The sequence below is a fragment of the Mesorhizobium sp. M0040 genome (assembly GCF_040323505.1).
GTDB lineage: Bacteria > Pseudomonadota > Alphaproteobacteria > Rhizobiales > Rhizobiaceae > Mesorhizobium.
Map to the genome: position 1 here is coordinate 75,185 of NZ_JAMYVA010000019.1, position 16,448 is coordinate 91,632.

General features: G+C 63.4%; 17 protein-coding genes. 9 read left to right on the top strand and 8 right to left on the bottom strand.

The features are described from left to right. The first annotated feature begins 49 nt into the window (after window positions 1–49). Window positions 50–2,665 (top strand): TIGR02302 family protein, encoded by a 2,616-nt coding sequence (locus NKJ91_RS18280; RefSeq protein WP_352456690.1) that lies wholly within the window; start codon window positions 50–52, stop codon window positions 2,663–2,665. Between the two features lie 73 nt (window positions 2,666–2,738). On the opposite strand, the gene NKJ91_RS18285 is transcribed toward NKJ91_RS18280, so the two are convergent. Continuing rightward, window positions 2,739–3,596 (bottom strand): LysR family transcriptional regulator, encoded by an 858-nt coding sequence (locus NKJ91_RS18285; RefSeq protein WP_352456691.1) that lies wholly within the window; start codon window positions 3,594–3,596, stop codon window positions 2,739–2,741. 223 nt (window positions 3,597–3,819) lie between these two features. On the opposite strand from NKJ91_RS18285, the gene NKJ91_RS18290 reads away from it, so the two are divergent. After that, entirely contained in the window at window positions 3,820–4,770 is a 951-nt protein-coding gene (locus tag NKJ91_RS18290; protein WP_352456692.1) for a DMT family transporter, read from the top strand. Window positions 4,771–4,788: 18 nt separating this feature from the next. Here the strand turns inward: NKJ91_RS18290 and NKJ91_RS18295 are convergent, their stop codons facing one another. The 3 genes from NKJ91_RS18295 to NKJ91_RS18305 form a co-directional block, all read right to left on the bottom strand. After that, complete coding sequence (locus NKJ91_RS18295; RefSeq protein WP_352456693.1) at window positions 4,789–5,160, bottom strand: response regulator; 372 nt, start codon at window positions 5,158–5,160, stop codon at window positions 4,789–4,791. A 179-nt stretch (window positions 5,161–5,339) separates the two neighbouring features. After that, complete coding sequence (hpt, locus tag NKJ91_RS18300; protein WP_254816654.1) at window positions 5,340–5,882, bottom strand: hypoxanthine phosphoribosyltransferase; 543 nt, start codon at window positions 5,880–5,882, stop codon at window positions 5,340–5,342. A gap of 185 nt (window positions 5,883–6,067) precedes the next feature. Further along, window positions 6,068–6,358, bottom strand: a complete 291-nt coding sequence (locus tag NKJ91_RS18305; protein WP_352456694.1) for a hypothetical protein — start codon at window positions 6,356–6,358, stop codon at window positions 6,068–6,070. 236 nt (window positions 6,359–6,594) lie between these two features. Between NKJ91_RS18305 and ftsE the strand changes: the two genes are divergently transcribed. The 3 genes from ftsE to NKJ91_RS18320 all read left to right on the top strand — a co-directional run bounded on the left by ftsE (window position 6,595) and on the right by NKJ91_RS18320 (window position 9,083). After that, the gene (ftsE, locus tag NKJ91_RS18310) at window positions 6,595–7,254 is read left to right on the top strand and encodes a cell division ATP-binding protein FtsE (RefSeq protein ID WP_023677923.1); all 660 of its coding nucleotides are present in this window, start codon (window positions 6,595–6,597) and stop codon (window positions 7,252–7,254) included. Then, window positions 7,247–8,230 (top strand): cell division protein FtsX, encoded by a 984-nt coding sequence (locus tag NKJ91_RS18315; RefSeq protein ID WP_352456695.1) that lies wholly within the window; start codon window positions 7,247–7,249, stop codon window positions 8,228–8,230. Before ftsE ends, NKJ91_RS18315 begins: the two co-directional genes overlap by 8 nt. A 262-nt stretch (window positions 8,231–8,492) precedes the next feature. After that, complete coding sequence (locus NKJ91_RS18320; protein WP_502898919.1) at window positions 8,493–9,083, top strand: YdcF family protein; 591 nt, start codon at window positions 8,493–8,495, stop codon at window positions 9,081–9,083. Window positions 9,084–9,112: 29 nt separating this feature from the next. Here NKJ91_RS18320 and NKJ91_RS18325 read toward each other — a convergent pair whose 3' ends face one another. Further along, window positions 9,113–9,733, bottom strand: coding sequence for a pyridoxamine 5'-phosphate oxidase family protein (locus tag NKJ91_RS18325; RefSeq protein WP_023677920.1), 621 nt, complete (start codon window positions 9,731–9,733; stop codon window positions 9,113–9,115). Window positions 9,734–9,864: 131 nt separating this feature from the next. Here NKJ91_RS18325 and NKJ91_RS18330 point away from each other — a divergent pair, with 131 nt between their 5' ends. Together NKJ91_RS18330 and NKJ91_RS18335 are read left to right on the top strand one after the other, a co-directional pair. Further along, a complete protein-coding gene (locus NKJ91_RS18330) occupies window positions 9,865–10,773 on the top strand; it encodes a LysR family transcriptional regulator (protein WP_023677919.1) in 909 nt (302 codons plus the stop codon). Window positions 10,774–10,881: 108 nt separating this feature from the next. Next, window positions 10,882–11,682: a lysophospholipid acyltransferase family protein gene (locus tag NKJ91_RS18335; protein WP_352456697.1), complete on the top strand. Its 801-nt coding sequence runs from the start codon at window positions 10,882–10,884 to the stop codon at window positions 11,680–11,682. Window positions 11,683–11,709: 27 nt separating this feature from the next. Here the strand turns inward: NKJ91_RS18335 and NKJ91_RS18340 are convergent, their stop codons facing one another. Both NKJ91_RS18340 and NKJ91_RS18345 read right to left on the bottom strand, forming a co-directional pair. Continuing rightward, window positions 11,710–12,330 (bottom strand): LysE family transporter, encoded by a 621-nt coding sequence (locus NKJ91_RS18340; protein ID WP_352456698.1) that lies wholly within the window; start codon window positions 12,328–12,330, stop codon window positions 11,710–11,712. 78 nt (window positions 12,331–12,408) lie between these two features. Further along, window positions 12,409–13,356 carry an aldo/keto reductase gene (locus NKJ91_RS18345; protein ID WP_352456699.1) on the bottom strand — a complete coding sequence of 316 codons (948 nt, stop codon included), beginning with the start codon at window positions 13,354–13,356 and terminating at the stop codon, window positions 12,409–12,411. A gap of 344 nt (window positions 13,357–13,700) precedes the next feature. Between NKJ91_RS18345 and NKJ91_RS18350 the strand changes: the two genes are divergently transcribed. After that, window positions 13,701–14,681, top strand: coding sequence for a quinone oxidoreductase family protein (locus NKJ91_RS18350; protein WP_352456700.1), 981 nt, complete (start codon window positions 13,701–13,703; stop codon window positions 14,679–14,681). 19 nt (window positions 14,682–14,700) lie between these two features. On the opposite strand, the gene NKJ91_RS18355 is transcribed toward NKJ91_RS18350, so the two are convergent. Next, complete coding sequence (locus NKJ91_RS18355; RefSeq protein WP_023677914.1) at window positions 14,701–15,234, bottom strand: gamma-glutamylcyclotransferase; 534 nt, start codon at window positions 15,232–15,234, stop codon at window positions 14,701–14,703. A gap of 113 nt (window positions 15,235–15,347) precedes the next feature. Here NKJ91_RS18355 and NKJ91_RS18360 point away from each other — a divergent pair, with 113 nt between their 5' ends. Continuing rightward, on the top strand, window positions 15,348–16,349 hold the full coding sequence (locus tag NKJ91_RS18360) for a DUF2125 domain-containing protein (protein ID WP_023677913.1): 1,002 nt from the start codon (window positions 15,348–15,350) through the stop codon (window positions 16,347–16,349). The last annotated feature ends 99 nt before the right edge of the window (window positions 16,350–16,448 follow it).

The following is a 16,448-nucleotide window of genomic DNA, read 5'->3' on the forward strand; positions in this document are numbered from 1 at the left end:
GCGATAGACTCGTGAGGCCTGGGCTATCCCGCCCGGCCAGGAAGGGCCGATGACACAACGACCCATTTTCACCAGCGATCGCAGTCTGGCCAGGCGCCTTGCCTTGAGCCGGCTGGGGACGCAGGTCTCGATAATCGTCGAACGCGGCTGGCCATTGCTGCTGCCACTGATCATCGTCGCCAGCCTGTTCCTCAGCATTTCGTGGCTCGGCCTGTTCCCATTTTTGCCCGATCTGGCGCGGATCGGTCTTATCACGGCATTCGGCGTCGTAGCGCTTGCCGCACTCTATCCACTGCGTTTCTTCCGCACGCCATCCAGTGCCGAGGTCGACCGCCGCATCGAGGCGGCCAACCGATTGCTGCACAGCCCGGTGCAGGTCCAGACCGATCGCCCGAGCGGCAAGGAAAGCATTTTTTCGCAAGCCCTGTGGCGCGAGCATCAGCGGCGCATGGCGGACCGGCTGGGCGAGCTTGGCGGCGACGTGCCGCGCACACGCGTGCCGGAACGCGACCCGTGGGCGCTGCGCGCCGTTGCCGCGCTTTTGTTGGTCACTGCCTTTGCCTTCTCCTTCGGGCCATCGGGCGGCAGGCTGAGCGACGGTTTTGTTGCCCGTGCCGCCCGCGACGTCGTGCCGCCGCGCATTGATGCCTGGGTGACGCCGCCGGCCTATACCGGCAGGCCGCCGGTATTCCTGAACGCCCCGGTCCTGGCCAACAACGCCACTCAAGCGCTGCCGACCTTCACGGTTCCGGAGGGCAGCGATGTGTCGCTGCGCGTCACCGGCGGTTCGGGCGAGGAAACGCTGAGCTACGCCGATACCGGCGGCAACACCCGCGCCATCGATCCGACCGGGCCGCAAGCCGCCAAGACTGAGGCAAGTCCTGCAACGCCTTCCACCGTGCGCCAGTTCAGCGGCAAGTTAACGGCCGACGGCACGCTGACGCTGCAGTCCAGCGACGGCGAGCTCGGCCGCTGGGCCTTCGCCATAATTCCCGACAAGCCGCCGCAGATCCGCTTTGTCGGCGAGCCGAAGCGCGCCGTCAACGGCGCCTTCGAACTCAACTACCAGATCGACGACGACTATGGCGCGGCCTCCGCCAAGGCGGTTTTCGCATTGGCCGATCCGCAGGTGCCCAACGCGCATCCGCTCTATGGCCCGCCGGAAATGCCGCTGACGTTGCCGCGCCGCGGCGGCAGGGCCAATGCCGCTAAGACGACGAAGGATCTGACCGACCATGTCTGGGCAGGTGGCAACGTCAAGCTGTCGCTTGTCGCCACCGACGGTGCCGGACACACGGCGACCAGCGAAACCAAGACGCTGGTGATGCCGGAGCGGCCATTCTCCAACCCGTTGGCGCGGGCTGTGGTCGAGCAACGCCGCATACTGGCGCTCGACGCCTATGCCAAGGACCGCGTGCTCGACCTGATGGATGCAATCACGCTCAGGCCGGAAGACACGTTCGACAACATGGCGCACTACCTCGCCATCATGAGCGCCCGCACCCGGCTGAAGATGGCCGACAGCGACGACCAGTTGCGCGACGAGGTCGCTTACCTCTGGGAGATCGCGCTCGGCATCGAGGAAGGCAATCTGTCGGCGGCCGAGAAGCGGCTGCGCCAGGCGCAGCAGGCGCTGCAGGATGCGATCAAGAACGGCGCCAGCGACCAAGAGATCGAGAAGGCGATGAAGGAACTGCGCGAGGCGATGAACCAGTTCCTGCAGGAATTCGCGGCGCGGGCGCAGCAGAATCCGAATGCGCCACAGATGCAGCAGAACGGTCAGGAACTGCGCCAGAGCGACATCGACCGCATGATGGACCAGATCGAGAACCTGGCGAAATCCGGCAATCGCGACCAGGCGCAGCAATTGCTGTCCGAGTTGCAGGACATGATGAACAATCTGCAGGCAGGCCGCCAGCAGCAAGGCGGCCAGCAAGACAGCGAGATGCGCCAGCAGATGGACAAGCTGGGCGAGATCATGCGGCGCCAGCAGGAGATGATGAACGACACTTTCCGTATGGACCAGATGCAGCGCGGCCAGCAACAGCGCGGGCAGAACCGCGACGAGCAGCTCGGCGAGAACGGTGAGCCAGGCCCGATGGGCGAAGAGGGCAAACCCGGCCCGGGTGACGACCGCGATCCGCTCGGCCGGCCGAAGCCGATGACGCCGCAGGAATTTGCTGATGCGCTGAAGCAATTGCAGGAAGGCCAGGGCAAGCTGCAGGGCGAGCTCGATCAATTGAGGAAGAGCCTCGAAGGCATGGGCCTCGACCCCAATGAGGGGTTTGGCGAGGCCGGCAAATCCATGGGCAATGCCGAACAGGCGCTCGGCGAGGGCGAAGGCGATCAGGCCGTCGGTCACCAGGGCCGCGCATTGGAAGCCTTGCGCAGGGGCGCCAAGGACATGATGAAGCAACTGCAGGCGATGCAAGGCGACCAGGGCGGCAACGGGCAGGGCGGACGCCAGCAGAATGCCGACCGTGACCCGCTCGGGCGGCCCCGCACCAGCGAGGGTCCCGATGACGGAAGTTCGGTGAGAGTGCCCGACGAGATCGATGTGCAGCGTGCCCGCCAGATCCTCGAAGCGATCCGCAAGCGGCTCGGCAACGCACTCAGCCCCGATATCGAGCGCAGCTATCTGGAGCGGTTGCTGGAGCTGAAGTAAGGCTGCCCCCCAATATTCGGAAGATCGCCGTGCGGTCCGTGGAGGCCGCCACCGCCGGACTGAGCGGCACGTTTTAACGGTTGGTGAACGCCTCGCGGATCGCCTCTTCCATGCCGTCGATGGCCTCGCCGGAAGCGTTCGGATTGCGCCGCAGCACCACGTTCGAGGAATCGATGTCGCCGAACCCGTCGGCGGCCGTAAGCTCGCGGCAGCCGGCCGGGATGTTGCTGCGCGAGATCGGCGCGATCGCCAGCCCGGAGGTGACGGCGAGCCGCAGGCCGCCATTGGTATCGCTGGTGTAGGCGACACGATAGGCAAGATCGCGCTGTTCCAGCGACTTTATCGCGAAATCCTTGCACCAGCCGGCACGGTTGTAGAGCGCGATCGGCACCGGCCGCTCCTCATGCATGTGATGCAGCTCCGACGTCACCCATACGGTCGGGTCATGCATCAGCACCTCACCGCCTGACAGATCCTGCCATTCGAACACCACCGCCAGATCGAGCTCGCCGGCGGCGAGCGCCGCGATCTGCGCACCGGAATGCGCGTAGCGGACGGTGATGTCGACCTGAGGATGGCGCTTGGCAAAGGCGCCGAGTGCCCGCGACAGGATCGCGTGGCCATATTCCTCCGGGATACCGATGCGCACCGGCCCGCCAAGCGGCGCCGCGACCATCGATGCCGCCGTCTCGTCGAGCAGTGAAACGATGCGCCTGGCGTTGGCGATGAGTTCGCCGCCGCGCTGCGTCAACGCTACACCGCGCGACCCGCGCTCGAACAGGCTGTCGCCGATCATGCCTTCGAGCCTCTTCATCTGCATCGAGACCGCCGACTGGGTGCGGCCGGCCCGCTCCGCCGCTTTGGTGAAATTGCCGGTGTCGGCGACCGCCACGAAGGTGCGCAACAGGTCGCTGTCGAGATTGGGTCGCATGTGCCCGCCATAAGAAAATCTGATTGCTGGCATCATTCCAATTCGTTTGCAACATGTCAAACGGCGGACGATAGTCGCCTCACCCATTGGATATGCGGCCGCGAAATCGGCTGCGGACCAATCAAAAGTCCTCACTCGTACCCGCTGCCCGAAACGGTGGCGGGTTCTTTTTACCCGGATGCAGGCCTGCTTTCGGCCGCGCACGCGGGAGACAGGAGCGCCTATGCAGAATCGGCTTGTGCTCGGCATCCTCAGCCTCTGTCTCGGCGTGCTGGTCTTTTCGCTGCAGGACCCGCTGGTCAAGGCGGTGTCGAGCCACTATCCGGTCACCGAGGTGATGGCGATCCGCTCGATCGTCGCCCTGCCGATCCTGGTTTTCCTTGTCCACGCCGATGTCGGATTGCAGGCGATCCTGTCGAAGCGGTTCGGCATGCTGACGATGCGCGCCTTCATCCAGTTCACCTCCTACACGGCCTACTACCTGGCAATCGCCGCCCTGCCGCTGGCTGATGCGGTGGCGCTCTATTTCATGGCGCCGCTGTTCATCATGGCGTTGGCCGGCCCCTATCTCGGCGAACGCGTGTCCTGGCAGGCGCTCGCCACCGTCCTGGTCGGCATGCTCGGCGTGCTGGTGATGGTGCGCCCGGGCGCCGGCTTGTTCGACTGGGCAGCGCTGCTGTCGCTAGGTTCGGCTCTGCTCTACGGTTTCTCGCAGCTGATGGCACGCAAGATCGGCGACACCGAATCCTCGACTGTCATGGCTTTCTATCAGAACGGCGCCTATCTGGTCGGCGCCGCCTTGGCGGCGGCATTGTTTTGGCTGGCAGGCATTGACCACGCCGTGCATCCGAGTCTCGAATTCCTCGTCCGGCCATGGGTCTGGCCGGCGACGCCGGATCTCCTCAAGATGGGGGCATGCGGCTTCGTTGCCTCGGCCGGCATGATCCTGTTGTCGCAGGCCTACCGGCTGGCGCCCGCCAACAGCGTCGCCACCTTCGAATACACCGGTATCATCTGGTCGCCGCTATGGGGTTTTCTGTTCTTTGCCGAAGTGCCGCGACCAGCGACGGCGGCAGGCGCAGCCCTCATCATCGGCGCCGGCCTGTTTGCCCTCAATGCCAGCCGGCGCCGGAGCGGCGCGCCAGCTATTGCGGCGACCTGCGACCCCGCCTGAAGGCGGTCGGCCTTGGGCTTAGGCGACGCAGGCGAGCGCCTGTTCGACGCGGGCGCGGATTTCAGCCAGCGTGAACGGCTTTTGCACGACGTCGAGAATAATGCCGTCCAATTCCTCGGCGCGCTCGCGCTGGTCGGCATAGCCGGTCATCAGCATGATCTTCATCGCCGGGAACAGCGCCGCTGCCGCCTTGGCCATCTCGATGCCGTCCATCTCCGGCATGCGGATGTCGGACAGCACAAGGTCGTAGCTCCCTTGCGCCGTCCGGATCAGAGAAAGGCCATGTGCGCCGTCGGCGGCAACTGTGACATTATGCCCGGCGCGCTCGAGCGCACGAGCGGCGAGAGTGCGGACGGATTCATCGTCCTCGACGATCAGGAGCTTTGCCATGGGTAGGATATTTGGCGGGGAAAAGTTGATGTTTCCTGAAGGCGCTGAAGGTCGATGAGGCCTTTTCAGAATTCGCTCCGGCGAGTCAGATGGCGTGGTTTTCGAGAACCGGAGCGGAGCGGACGTTCGAGTCGGAGAGCACCGGCAGGTGGCCGCCGGAGTAGAATTATCAAAAGGCCTCAAGCGTCGCCCTTGACGATGCCGACGAAGGGCAATTCCCGAAACGCGTGGGCGACGTCCATGCCATAACCGACGACGAAATAATCGGGGCAGTCGAAGCCGACATAGTCGGCGTTGAGCGTGGTCTGGCGGCGCATGCGCTTGTCGAGCAGCACGGCGATGGCACAGCTCCTCGCGCCGCGCGACAGCATGAGGTCGCGGGTGAAACTCAGCGTCTTGCCGGATTCCAGAATGTCATCGATCAAAAGCACATCGCGGCCGGCGACCTCGTTGTCGATGTCGCGCAGCACCCTCACCTCACCGCTGGTCGTGCCGGCGCCATAGCTGGAGATGAAGATGAACTCGACCTCCGGCGACAGGCCGACATCGTGCATGGCACGGATAAGATCGGCGGCGAAGATGAACGATCCCTTCAGCACCGAGATTACCAGAAGGTCGTGGTAGTCGTGCCCGGCGATCTCCTTGGCAAGTTCCAGGTTCCGCCGCGCGATGGCGGACGCCGAAAACAGGACTTCGATGTCCTTGCCGCGCACAACTGGCATTGGCTGCCCTTCCAGAAATGATCGCCTTGTAGGCGAAGCCGACCGAAACGGTCTTCAATCTGTTTCTAGGCATGTCGAGCCGGCTGGCAAGGCCAAATCTTTCGCAGGACGCCCGCGAACGGTCGGGTGTCCGCAGCGCGTCACGGATCGTTTATCTGGTGACCTGTCGATTTTCTGGCGCCGCTCTAACGAACCAGCGCATGGCCGCCCGAAATCCAGAAGGCGGCAAAGGCGGCACCGACGCCGACAATCCAGAAGATCGGCCCACCATGCACCCACAACGGCCGTTCGACGGCGGTTTCGGGCTTGCGCAACATGTCCATGCCTTCGATCGAAGGCATGGAAATCATGCGCGCAGGCGGCGGCGCAAAGTCTGGACGTGTAAAATGGCGGGGCAGCACCTCATAGTCGGCATCGATGACCTCGGCGGTCACGTCGCGCATGATGCGTTCCGGCTCGGCGGCCGGATCGGTCATGATTTCGCCGGAAACCGGGCGCGCGGTTCGATCCTCAGCCATCATGGCCCAACACTACCGCACCTGTTCGCTGTTCGTTTCTTTTGGGTAAACGGAAATGGTTAACGCTTCCCCACCGGAACCCCTGTGACTCGCTCGAAAAGCCCCCAAATTAACCGTCGGTTAACCATGCCGGCCGATGGTCTTTCCACAGAAGGGGCTGGCATCTTGCCGCCGAGAATTTCAGGTCGTCGAAAGTGATCCGCTTCGAAAATGTCGGCCTCCGCTATGGCATGGGTCCGGAGATTCTCCGCGACATCTCCTTGCACATTCCGGAGCGCTCCTTTCAGTTCCTGAGCGGACCTTCAGGCGCCGGCAAGACGACGTTGCTGCGGCTTTTGTTCATGTCGCTGAAGCCGACGCGCGGCCTGATCACCATTTTCGGCAAGGATCGCTCGCGCATCTCGCGTACCGAGTTGCCGCATCTGAGACGTCGCATCGGCGTGGTGTTCCAGGATTTTCGCCTGCTCGACCATATGACTACCTACGAGAACGTGGCCTTGCCGCTGCGCGTGCGCGGCCGCGAGGAGGCGACCTATCGCACCGACGTCACCGAGCTGCTGAAATGGGTCGGCCTCGGCGAGCGCATGCATGTGCTGCCGCCGGTGCTGTCTGGCGGCGAGAAGCAGCGCGCCGCCATCGCCCGGGCGTTGATCGAGCAGCCCGAGATCCTCCTCGCCGACGAGCCGACCGGCAATGTCGACCCGCCGCTGGCACGACGCTTGCTGCGGTTGTTCATCGAGCTCAACCGGCTGGGCACCGCCGTGGTGATCGCCACACACGACCTCGGCCTGATGGAACAGGTCGACGCACGGCGAATGATCCTGGCCGGCGGAAGGCTGGACATCTATGACTGAGCTCTCCGTCGAACATTTCGAGGGTCACGACGCCGCGGCGGCAAAGCCCCGCGTCCAGCGCAAAATGGCGCCGATCGTGCCGGCGCAGAACATCGCCGGCCGGGCGCTGGTGCTGGTCATCGCCATCATGACGTTTCTGTCCTGTCTGACGTTTGGCGCAGTCACGCTGGTGCGTGACACCGCCTCCGTCTGGGAGAACCAGATCTCGCGCGAGGCGACCATCCAGATCAAGCCGGTCGACGGCCTCGACATGGAGGCCGCACTTGCGCTGGCCTCGCAGATCGCCGGCGAATACCCTGGCGTGAAAAGCGCCCGGATCGTCGACCGCGAAGCGACGGCCCGGCTGCTCGAGCCTTGGCTGGGCTCGGGCCTGAACATCGATGAGCTGCCGGTGCCGCGCTTGATCATCATCACCATCGACGAGAATAGTCCGCCCGATTTCGCCGCACTGCGCGCGGCGATCACGCCGAAGCTGCCGAGTGCCTCGCTCGACGATCATCGCACCTGGGTCGACCGGCTGGTTGCCATGGCCCGCACCACGGTAACAATCGGTGTCGCAGTGCTGGCGCTGATGCTGTCGGCGACGGTACTGACCGTTGTGTTCGCAACGCGCGGCGCCATGGCCGGCAATGGTCACATCATCGAGGTGCTGCATTTTGTCGGCGCCGAGGCGCGCTTCATCGCGCGCGAATTCCGCCGGCATTTTCTGGTCACCGGCATGAAGGGCGCCGCGGCAGGCGGCGGCGCGGCGATCCTGGTCTTCATCGTCTTCTCCTGGTGGTCGTCACGCAACATGGCAACGCCGCAGGCCGACCAGGCGACCGCCCTGTTCGGCAATTTCGCCATCGGCTCGGCGGGTTATCTCGGGGTCGCTGTCATGGTGCTGGTGATCGGCGCGCTGACGGCGGCAACCTCCCATTTCACCGTGGTTACCTATCTCAGCGACATCGACATTCGCCAGCCGGACGCCGGCTAAAGGAAAGATCGATCACGGATGAAAACGCATCGTCACGAAAATTGCATTTTTTTCCTACCAAAGGCCGTATTTCGGGATTAACCATTTCATGATGGACGTTCGGGACTCGACCGATACCGCTGGATGCATGCCAGTGCTGGTTGCGCGCCCGCCTGTATTCGCCGAGCCTGATGAATTTGCCAAGCCGGGTCAGTTCGCCAAACATGGGCGGCTGCTGGCAGCCCGCTCCTTGCGCATCTCGGCTCTCCTTCTGCTCGCCTTTATGGCGCTGTTTGTCGCCGGCTTCGGCTGGTTCGCCAATACCGTCAGCCGCCTGACTACGCCCGCCAATCCGGCAAGGGCCGACGCTATCATCGTGCTGACCGGCGGCCAGTCGCGCCTCGACGCTGCGATGGGCCTGCTTTCGTTAGGCAAGGGCGAGCGGCTGCTGATCAGCGGCGTCCATCCCTCCGCCAGCCGCCGCCAGCTTCAGGCCGCGACCGGCGGCGACAAGAGGCTGTTTTCCTGCTGCGTCGACATCGACCGCGCCGCGCTCGACACGATCGGCAATGCCGAGGAAAGTGCCAAATGGGTCGAGGACCATGCCTACGGCACGGTCATTCTCGTCACCAACAATTATCACATGCCGCGCAGCCTGCTGGAAATGGGCCGGCTGCTGCACGGCGCCAGGCTCGAACCCTATCCGGTGGTCAACACCAACCTCGAGAATGGCGGCTGGCTGACCAAGCCAGAAGCGCTGCGCGTGCTGTTCACCGAATATAACAAATACCTGCTGGCGCTGGCGCGCGGCATCATGCCGGTGAAGCAATCGCCCAACGGCGTCACGCTGGCCGACGCCGCGGGCGGAAACTGAACGGCACCGGCACTTTTATTCCCTAGCTCTTATTCCCTGGCTGCTGCATCTGATCGCAAGCGTGCGATCTCCTGTTCGAGCCGTTCGATGCGCTTGTCGCGTTCGCCCAGCGCCGCCGCCACGTCGGCCGCTTCGAAACGCTGCGGGATGTGCTGCGAGCAATTTGAATCCCAAGCCGAAACCGTAAACAGGATGACCTGCTCGGGTCGCGCCTTATAGTCTTGCGGCATCAGCTTTGCCGTCAGCTCGGCATCGCCCTCGACGACTTGCGCTTTGCCCCAGATCTTGATGCGCTGCCGGTGCGCATAATCGATCAGGAATAGGAAAGCCTGTGGGTTGTCGCTGAGGTTGCCCTGGGTGATGAACTGCCTGTTGCCGGAAAAATCGGCAAAGCCGATCGTCCGTTCGTCGAGCACCTTGAGGAAACCGGCAGGCCCGCCGCGATGCTGGATGTAAGGCTGCCCGTCCGCATTGGCGGTCGACAGAAAGACGCTGGTCTGCGCCTCGATGAAGGCGGCGAGATCGGGCGTGATTGCCGCCTGCCAGCCGCCACGCTCCTCGACACGGGCATAGGCCTGGCGCGAGCCCTTGCGCGCCTGAATCGCCTTCACCGTCGGGGTGAAAGCAACATCGCTGGTGTGAGCGTTCATGGAAGCCTCCTCAAGCGCCGAGCTGCGCTGCATTGCTAGTCAGGAAATAGGTCCTTCCATCTTCGAGATGCAGATGCCATATCTGCAATCTATCCTTCCGTTTTTCGGGAGGGCAACTTTTCGGGAGAGCTATGGATCGCCTCCAGTCCATGTCGCTTTTCGTTGCCGCGGCAGAGACAGGCAGCCTCTCGGCTGCCGGGCGCCGCTTCGGCATTCCGCTGACGACGGTCAGCCGCAAGGTTTCGGACCTGGAAAAGCACCTGAAGACACGGCTGTTGAACCGCTCGGCGCGGCAGCTGTCGCTGACCGATGCAGGCCACGCCTATCTCGCCGCCTGTCGTCGCATTCTCGATGAGGTCGGCGAGGCCGAGCGAATAGCCGCCGGCGAATACAATGCCCCGACCGGCGAACTGATCATCACTGCGCCGATCGTCTTCGGCCGCCTGCATGTGCTGCCGGTCGTCACCAGCTTCCTCTCCGTCTATCCTGAGGTAGGTGTGCGGCTGACACTCGCCGACCGGATAACCCAGTTGGTCGAAGAGCACATCGACCTCGCCATCCGCATCGGCGAGCTTGCCGATTCGAGCCTGATCGCCACCCGCCTGGGTTCAATCCGCCGCGTCGTTTGCGCGAGCCCGGCCTATCTCGCCGAGCACGGCACGCCGAAAACGCCGCAAGAGCTTGCGGCGCACAGTGCCATCACCTTTGAAGGGCTCACCGCTGCCAGTTGGACCTTCGCCACCGGCAAGGCCGAATTCGCCGTGCCGGTCCGCTCCAGGCTACGGGTCAACACCGCTGAGGCAGCAATCGATGCAGCGATTGCCGGCGTCGGCGTGACGAGGCTGCTTTCCTACCAGATCGCCGCCGCGGTTCGGTCGGGTACGCTGCGCCCGGTGCTGCAAGAGTTTGAGCCAGACCCATGGCCGGTGAGCCTCGTCCATGCCGGCCAGGGGCTACTGCCGGTGAAGCTGCGCGCATTCCTCGACTTCGCCGCCCCGCGCCTGAGACAGCGCCTGCTGCAGGCGGCGTGGCAAACGTGACGAAGACGGCCCATCGCAAAACCGGAACCGATCGCCCGCGTCGCAGCGTTTCCTTTTTGCCGGCGCTTGGTGTAACCAACGCACACCTCCTCACCGGGCACATGCTGTATGCTGTATTTCCGCTCGCTGGCGTTCAATCTCGCCTTCTACCTCAATTTGATCGTCCAGATGATCCTCTGGACCCCGTATTATTTCCTGTCGCCACGCCATCGCGCCTGGTTCGTGCCGAAATTCTGGTCGCGCACCAGCATGTGGCTCTACGACAAGATCGCCGGCACCAGAAGTGAGATCACCGGCCAGGAAAACCTGCCTGAAGGCTCCTTCATCCTTGCGCCGAAGCACCAGTCCTTCTGGGACACGATCGCTTTCCTGCCGTATCTCGACGATCCCGTTTACATATTGAAACGGGAGCTGACCTGGATCCCGTTCTTCGGCTGGTACATTTTGAAGATGCGGATGATTCCTGTCGACCGCGGCAGCCGCTCGAAGGCATTGAAGACGGTGATCGCCGCGACCAAACAGGAATTGGCGCGCAATCCGCGCCAGCTGATCATCTATCCCGAGGGCACCCGCCGGGCGCCGGGCGACGAACCGGTCTACAAATACGGCATCGTCGAACTCTACGCGCAACTTGGCATTCCGGTGGTGCCGGTCGCTCACGTCGCCGGCCTCTATTGGCCGCGCCGCAAGTTCCTGCGCTATCCCGGCACGATCAAGGCGCGCTTCCTGCCACCGATCCCGCCCGGCCTCGGCAAGGACGAATTTATGCAACGGCTGATCGGCGAGACGGAGGCCGCCTGCGACCAGCTTCTCGTCGAGGCGGCGCAGACGCCGAACCCGCCGCCGATGCCGCCGACGGCAATGAAACGGCTTGGTGAGCTGGATGCGAAACCTGAATTGAAAGGCTGAAACAACGGCCTCAGATGCCACAAAGACTTATGGCAGGGCAGCCAGCGCGGCCGTCGCAACCAGCGTCACGGCAAACACCAGATTGATGATCCGCGACGCCAAGGGTTTGCGCAACAAACGTGCAAAAGCCGCGCCGGCGAGAAGCCACAAGAGATGAATGGCAACAATCATCAACGCGAGGACCGCCAGCTTGGCTGAAATAGCAAGACCGCCGGTGCCGGAAGACGCGCCGGCAAACACGGCGGCAATCGCCACATAGGCTTTCGGATTGGCAACGGCCAGAAGGAACCCGCCCAGGAAAGTGGGAAGCGCCGCCCCACCAATGCGTGCCGCCAGTGGCGGCGCCGTCGCTATCTTGAACGCCAGATAGAGGATGTAGGCTGCTGACGCGACCGCCAACAGCGCTGCGAGCTTCGGCAGCGCGGTGAGAACGGCCATGATGCCCGTCGCCACCACCAAAAGCACGAGGACCGTCCCGACAACGATTCCCGAGGCATAACGGAGCGAATCGCGCAGGCCGAATGCGGCGCCGATCGCGGTGACGCTTATCGTCGCCGGCCCCGGGCTGCCCATAACGATGGCCGATGCCAGCACAAGCGCCAGCAATTGCTGCCATAGCTGCTGATCGAGAAGACCCTGTCCGGCCATGCGGCGTCCCTGCATCCTGCGACGATGCAGGGACGGTAGGGCAAGGCAGCGGCGCCGGTCTTGAACGATCGTGCGCGGCTATGCGCTGGCCTTGTCGAGCTCGGCGATATCGTCCGGGCTGAGCTGCAACGACGCGGCACGCACCAGGCTGTCGAGCTGGTCGAGCGTCGTCGCGCTGGCGATCGGAGCGGTGACGCCGGGCCGTGCCATGACCCAGGCAAGCGCCACTTCCGCTGGCTTGGCCGAATGTCTGGCTGAAACGGCATCGAGCGCTGAGAGAATGCGCATGCCGCGGGTGTTGAGATAGCCTTTCACACCGCCACCGCGCGGGCTTTTGCCGAGGTCGGCCTCGCTGCGGTACTTGCCGCTCAGAAACCCCTTGGCGAGGCTGAAATAGGTGATGACGCCGATGTCCTCGGCCGCGCACAGATCGCGCAGCGGACCATCGAAGGACGAGCGGTCGTAAAGGTTGTATTCCGGCTGCAGCACCTCGTAGCGCGGCAGGCCGCGCAGGCTTGCTACGTCGAGTGCGGCCCGCAACTGGGCGGCGTCGAGGTTGGAAGCGCCGGCATAACGGATTTTGCCGTTGTCGAGCAGTTTCTGGTAGGCGCCGAGCGTTTCCTCATAGGGAGTGGCCGGATCAGGCCAGTGCGACAGATAGAGATCGATTGTATCGACCTGCAGCCGCTTCAGCGTGGCGTCGATGGCCTTTTCGATGTAGGCGGCGGACAGATCCCTCTTGCCCTGCCCCATATCCGAACCGACCTTGGTGATAACGACAACCTTGTCGCGGTTGCCGCGGCTTTTCATCCATTTGCCGATAATGGTTTCGGATTCGCCGCCCTCGTGGCCGGGAATCCAGCGCGAATAGGAATCGGCCGTGTCGATGGCGTTGAGGCCAGCGTCGACAAAGCGGTCGAGCAGGTCGAACGAGGTTTTCTCATCGGCGGTCCAGCCGAACACATTGCCGCCCAGAACCAATGGCGCGATGGATAGGTCGGTGCGACCGAGACGACGTTTCTGCAAGGCTGATCTCCATGGTGATTCATGCTGGGGCGGGTGGGAGCCGCCGACCGAGCTAACCTATGTCGCACCGTGGCAACGTCAAACGCATAGCCTCTTTTCCAGCCCGCCGGCGCTTCACAAAACCGCGACCCGCCGCGCCGCGTCGGACTTCAAGACGCTGTCCCGAATTTCCAAACCAGTACCCTCTGAGGAAACAATCTGGCAAGTTTAGCACATAGATTGTCAAATCTGCCAATTCAGACCTTTGCCGGCCGGCCATAGGTTCCGCGGCGCCGACGCAAATCTCGGCACGGTCTGGCCAAGCCCGGACTGTTTGCCCCGGATCGTTTGTTGTGGAGACCGGAATGAAAGCAATTGTATTTGACGCCATCGGCTCGCCGCGCGACGTGCTCTATGTGGACGACCTGCCGATGCCGCGGATCGGCGACGGCGAAGTGCTGGTCAGGATGGTCTCGGCCTCGATCAATCCGGGCGACTTCCTGTTTATCCAGAACCTCTATCCCGAACCGAAGAAGCCGCATTTTCCCCGGCAGATCGCGGGAAACCATGGCGCCGGCATCGTCGAAGCCGTTGGCGCGGACGTTTTGCTGGAACCGGGCACGCTTGTCGCATTCAGCTATTATGGCAGTTGGGCCGAGTACGCGGCGATTCCCGCCGAATGGCTGATCCCGTTGCCTGCCGGCTATCCGGTCGAACGCGCCGGGCAGATGGTGAACCCCATTACCGCGTGGGATCTGCTGGTGGATTCCCGTGTGCGGCCTGGCCAGTGGCTGGCTGTCACGGCCGGCTATTCGTCGATTTCGACAATGGTGATGCAGTTCGCCCAACGACGCGGCATCAACGTCATCGCGCTTGTGCGGCGCTCGCACCAAAGCTTCGACCTGAAGACGCTTGGCGTCGGCGCCATTCTTGACCTTTCGGACTTGAAGACAAGTATCCGGGAAGCGGTGATGGATATCACCGGTGGCGCCGGATTGAACGGGATTATCGACAATGTCGGCGGACCTGTCAGCGGCGAATTGATCCGCACCCTGGCGCTCGGCGGGCAGATGGTGATCAATGGCGGCATGAGTGCCGAGCGCTTCGAGCTGCACAATTTCGATGTCTTGCTGAGCGGCGTCGAGATCAGGGCGAATATCTATCGCTATTTCTTTTCGCCGCTGGCCGAAGCCGACCGGCCTGTGCTACGCGAGATTATCGACACCTTCGGCCAGCCCGGCTTCCACGTTCCTGTCGGCGGTCTCCACCCGCTGACCGAGTTCAAGCTTGCCGTGGCAAACAGCCTGGATCGCGCCGATCTTGGAAAACAGATTTTCAGGATGTAGCCCGCTCACGACACCGAAGCTACGTCGCGACCCGTCTTGTCACGTCTTCCAGCCAGTGGTCGCTTATACCCAGTGCTTCGAGGTGCTCCAGCGTGCTGAGCACGTAATCCTCATTCCTCCCCGACTGGCCGACGGCGCCGCGGACGACGGCCGCCGCCTCGGCTGCGTCGAGCGCACCGGCATATTGCTCATGGCTGCGGTCCACGACATAGGCGACGGCGTCGACCGTCTCGCCCCCATCCGTTTTACCCTTGTCGAGGCGAACGCTGAGCACACGTTCGAGATAGACGTTGGTGACCAGCTCGCGTTCGCGCAGATAGGTAATGACCTCGTTGCGCAGCTCGCCTGGAACCCGGAACGCGAGCCCGATGCAGGAGCCGCCGCGGTCGAGGCCGAGCACCAGGCCCGGCCGTTCGCGCGTGCCGCGATGCACGAAAGAATAGACGCACAGCGAACGGCGGTAGCCATGCAGGCGGGCGCGCCGCGTCTCGACATGCGCGAATCCCGGTCGCCAGATCAGTGAGCCGTAGCCAAAAACCCAAAAATCGCCCATATCGCCAAGCCTGATTGTGACGAACCACCCACCGGTGGTGTTTCAGTCCGTCTACCTGTTGTTGCCGCAAGCGACAGCCCGCCCGTGCCACCCGCGTTAACGAAAGCCGCAGCATGACGTCAAGTGACGAGCGCCCGCCGCCCAGCCAACGTCGCCGCCTGTTGTGGCTTGCCGCTTTCATTCTCGTGCTGTTCGGCATCTACAGCGCGGGCTGGTTCTACCTGGCGGACCTGGTCGAGAGCGCGACCGACAAGGCGGTCGCCGATCTCGACGACAAAGGCATCAGGGCCGACTGCGCCAATCTCGCGATCAGCGGCTATCCCTTCAGCTTCACCCTTTCCTGCGATAGCCTGGCTTACGAGGACGACAGCCGCAACGTCGCGGCATCGACAGGCAAGATCAACGCCGCCACGCAGATCACCCGGCTTTTGTCGCCTGCCGCCGAGCTCAGGGGGCCGCTCAGGACCTCTGTTCCCGGCATGACCCCGCTCTGGATCGACTGGGATGATCTGCGGGCCGACATGAAGCTGTCCTGGCCGCTGCCGAGACGCCTCTCGCTGCAGGCAGAAGGCCTGTCCGGCCAGACCGATCCGGCAGACGACACCGATCCCGTCTCGCTGTTCAGCGCCGGAACCGCCACCGGACAATTGCGCCCAAACGGCCCGGACATCGACTATACCGGCAATTTCACCGATCTCGAAATCGACGCGGCGGCCATCGACGGGCGCGTCTTGCCGCCGCTCGACGGCAGCGGCGACGTGACGCTGAAGAACGGCGTGACGCTGATCAAGGCAAATCCGAAGAGCCTGCGCGGCCAGGCGGCCGAAATCCACGAGCTCGATCTGTCGTCCGGAACTGCGCGCATCACCGTTTCCGGACCGCTGTCGGTCGATGACGACGGTCTCATAAATGCCGACCTGACGATCAGGCTCAATGATCCGAAGGCCGTGGCGGCAATCCTCGCCACCGCCATCCCCGAGCAGAAGAAAGAGATCCAAACCGGCTTTGCCGGACTGGCGCTGCTCGGCAACCAGCCGTCGATGCCGCTGAAGATCGTCAGGGGCAAGGCCTCGCTCGGCTTCATCCCGCTCGGCAAGATCAAGCCGCTCGACTAGAGTATCCGTGTTGGTCAAGGGAGAGATGGTGTCCAGGTCCGATTGTCCCTGAGTAGTGCGTTTGCGAGGATGATGAGCTTTCGCATGATGGCTGTGATG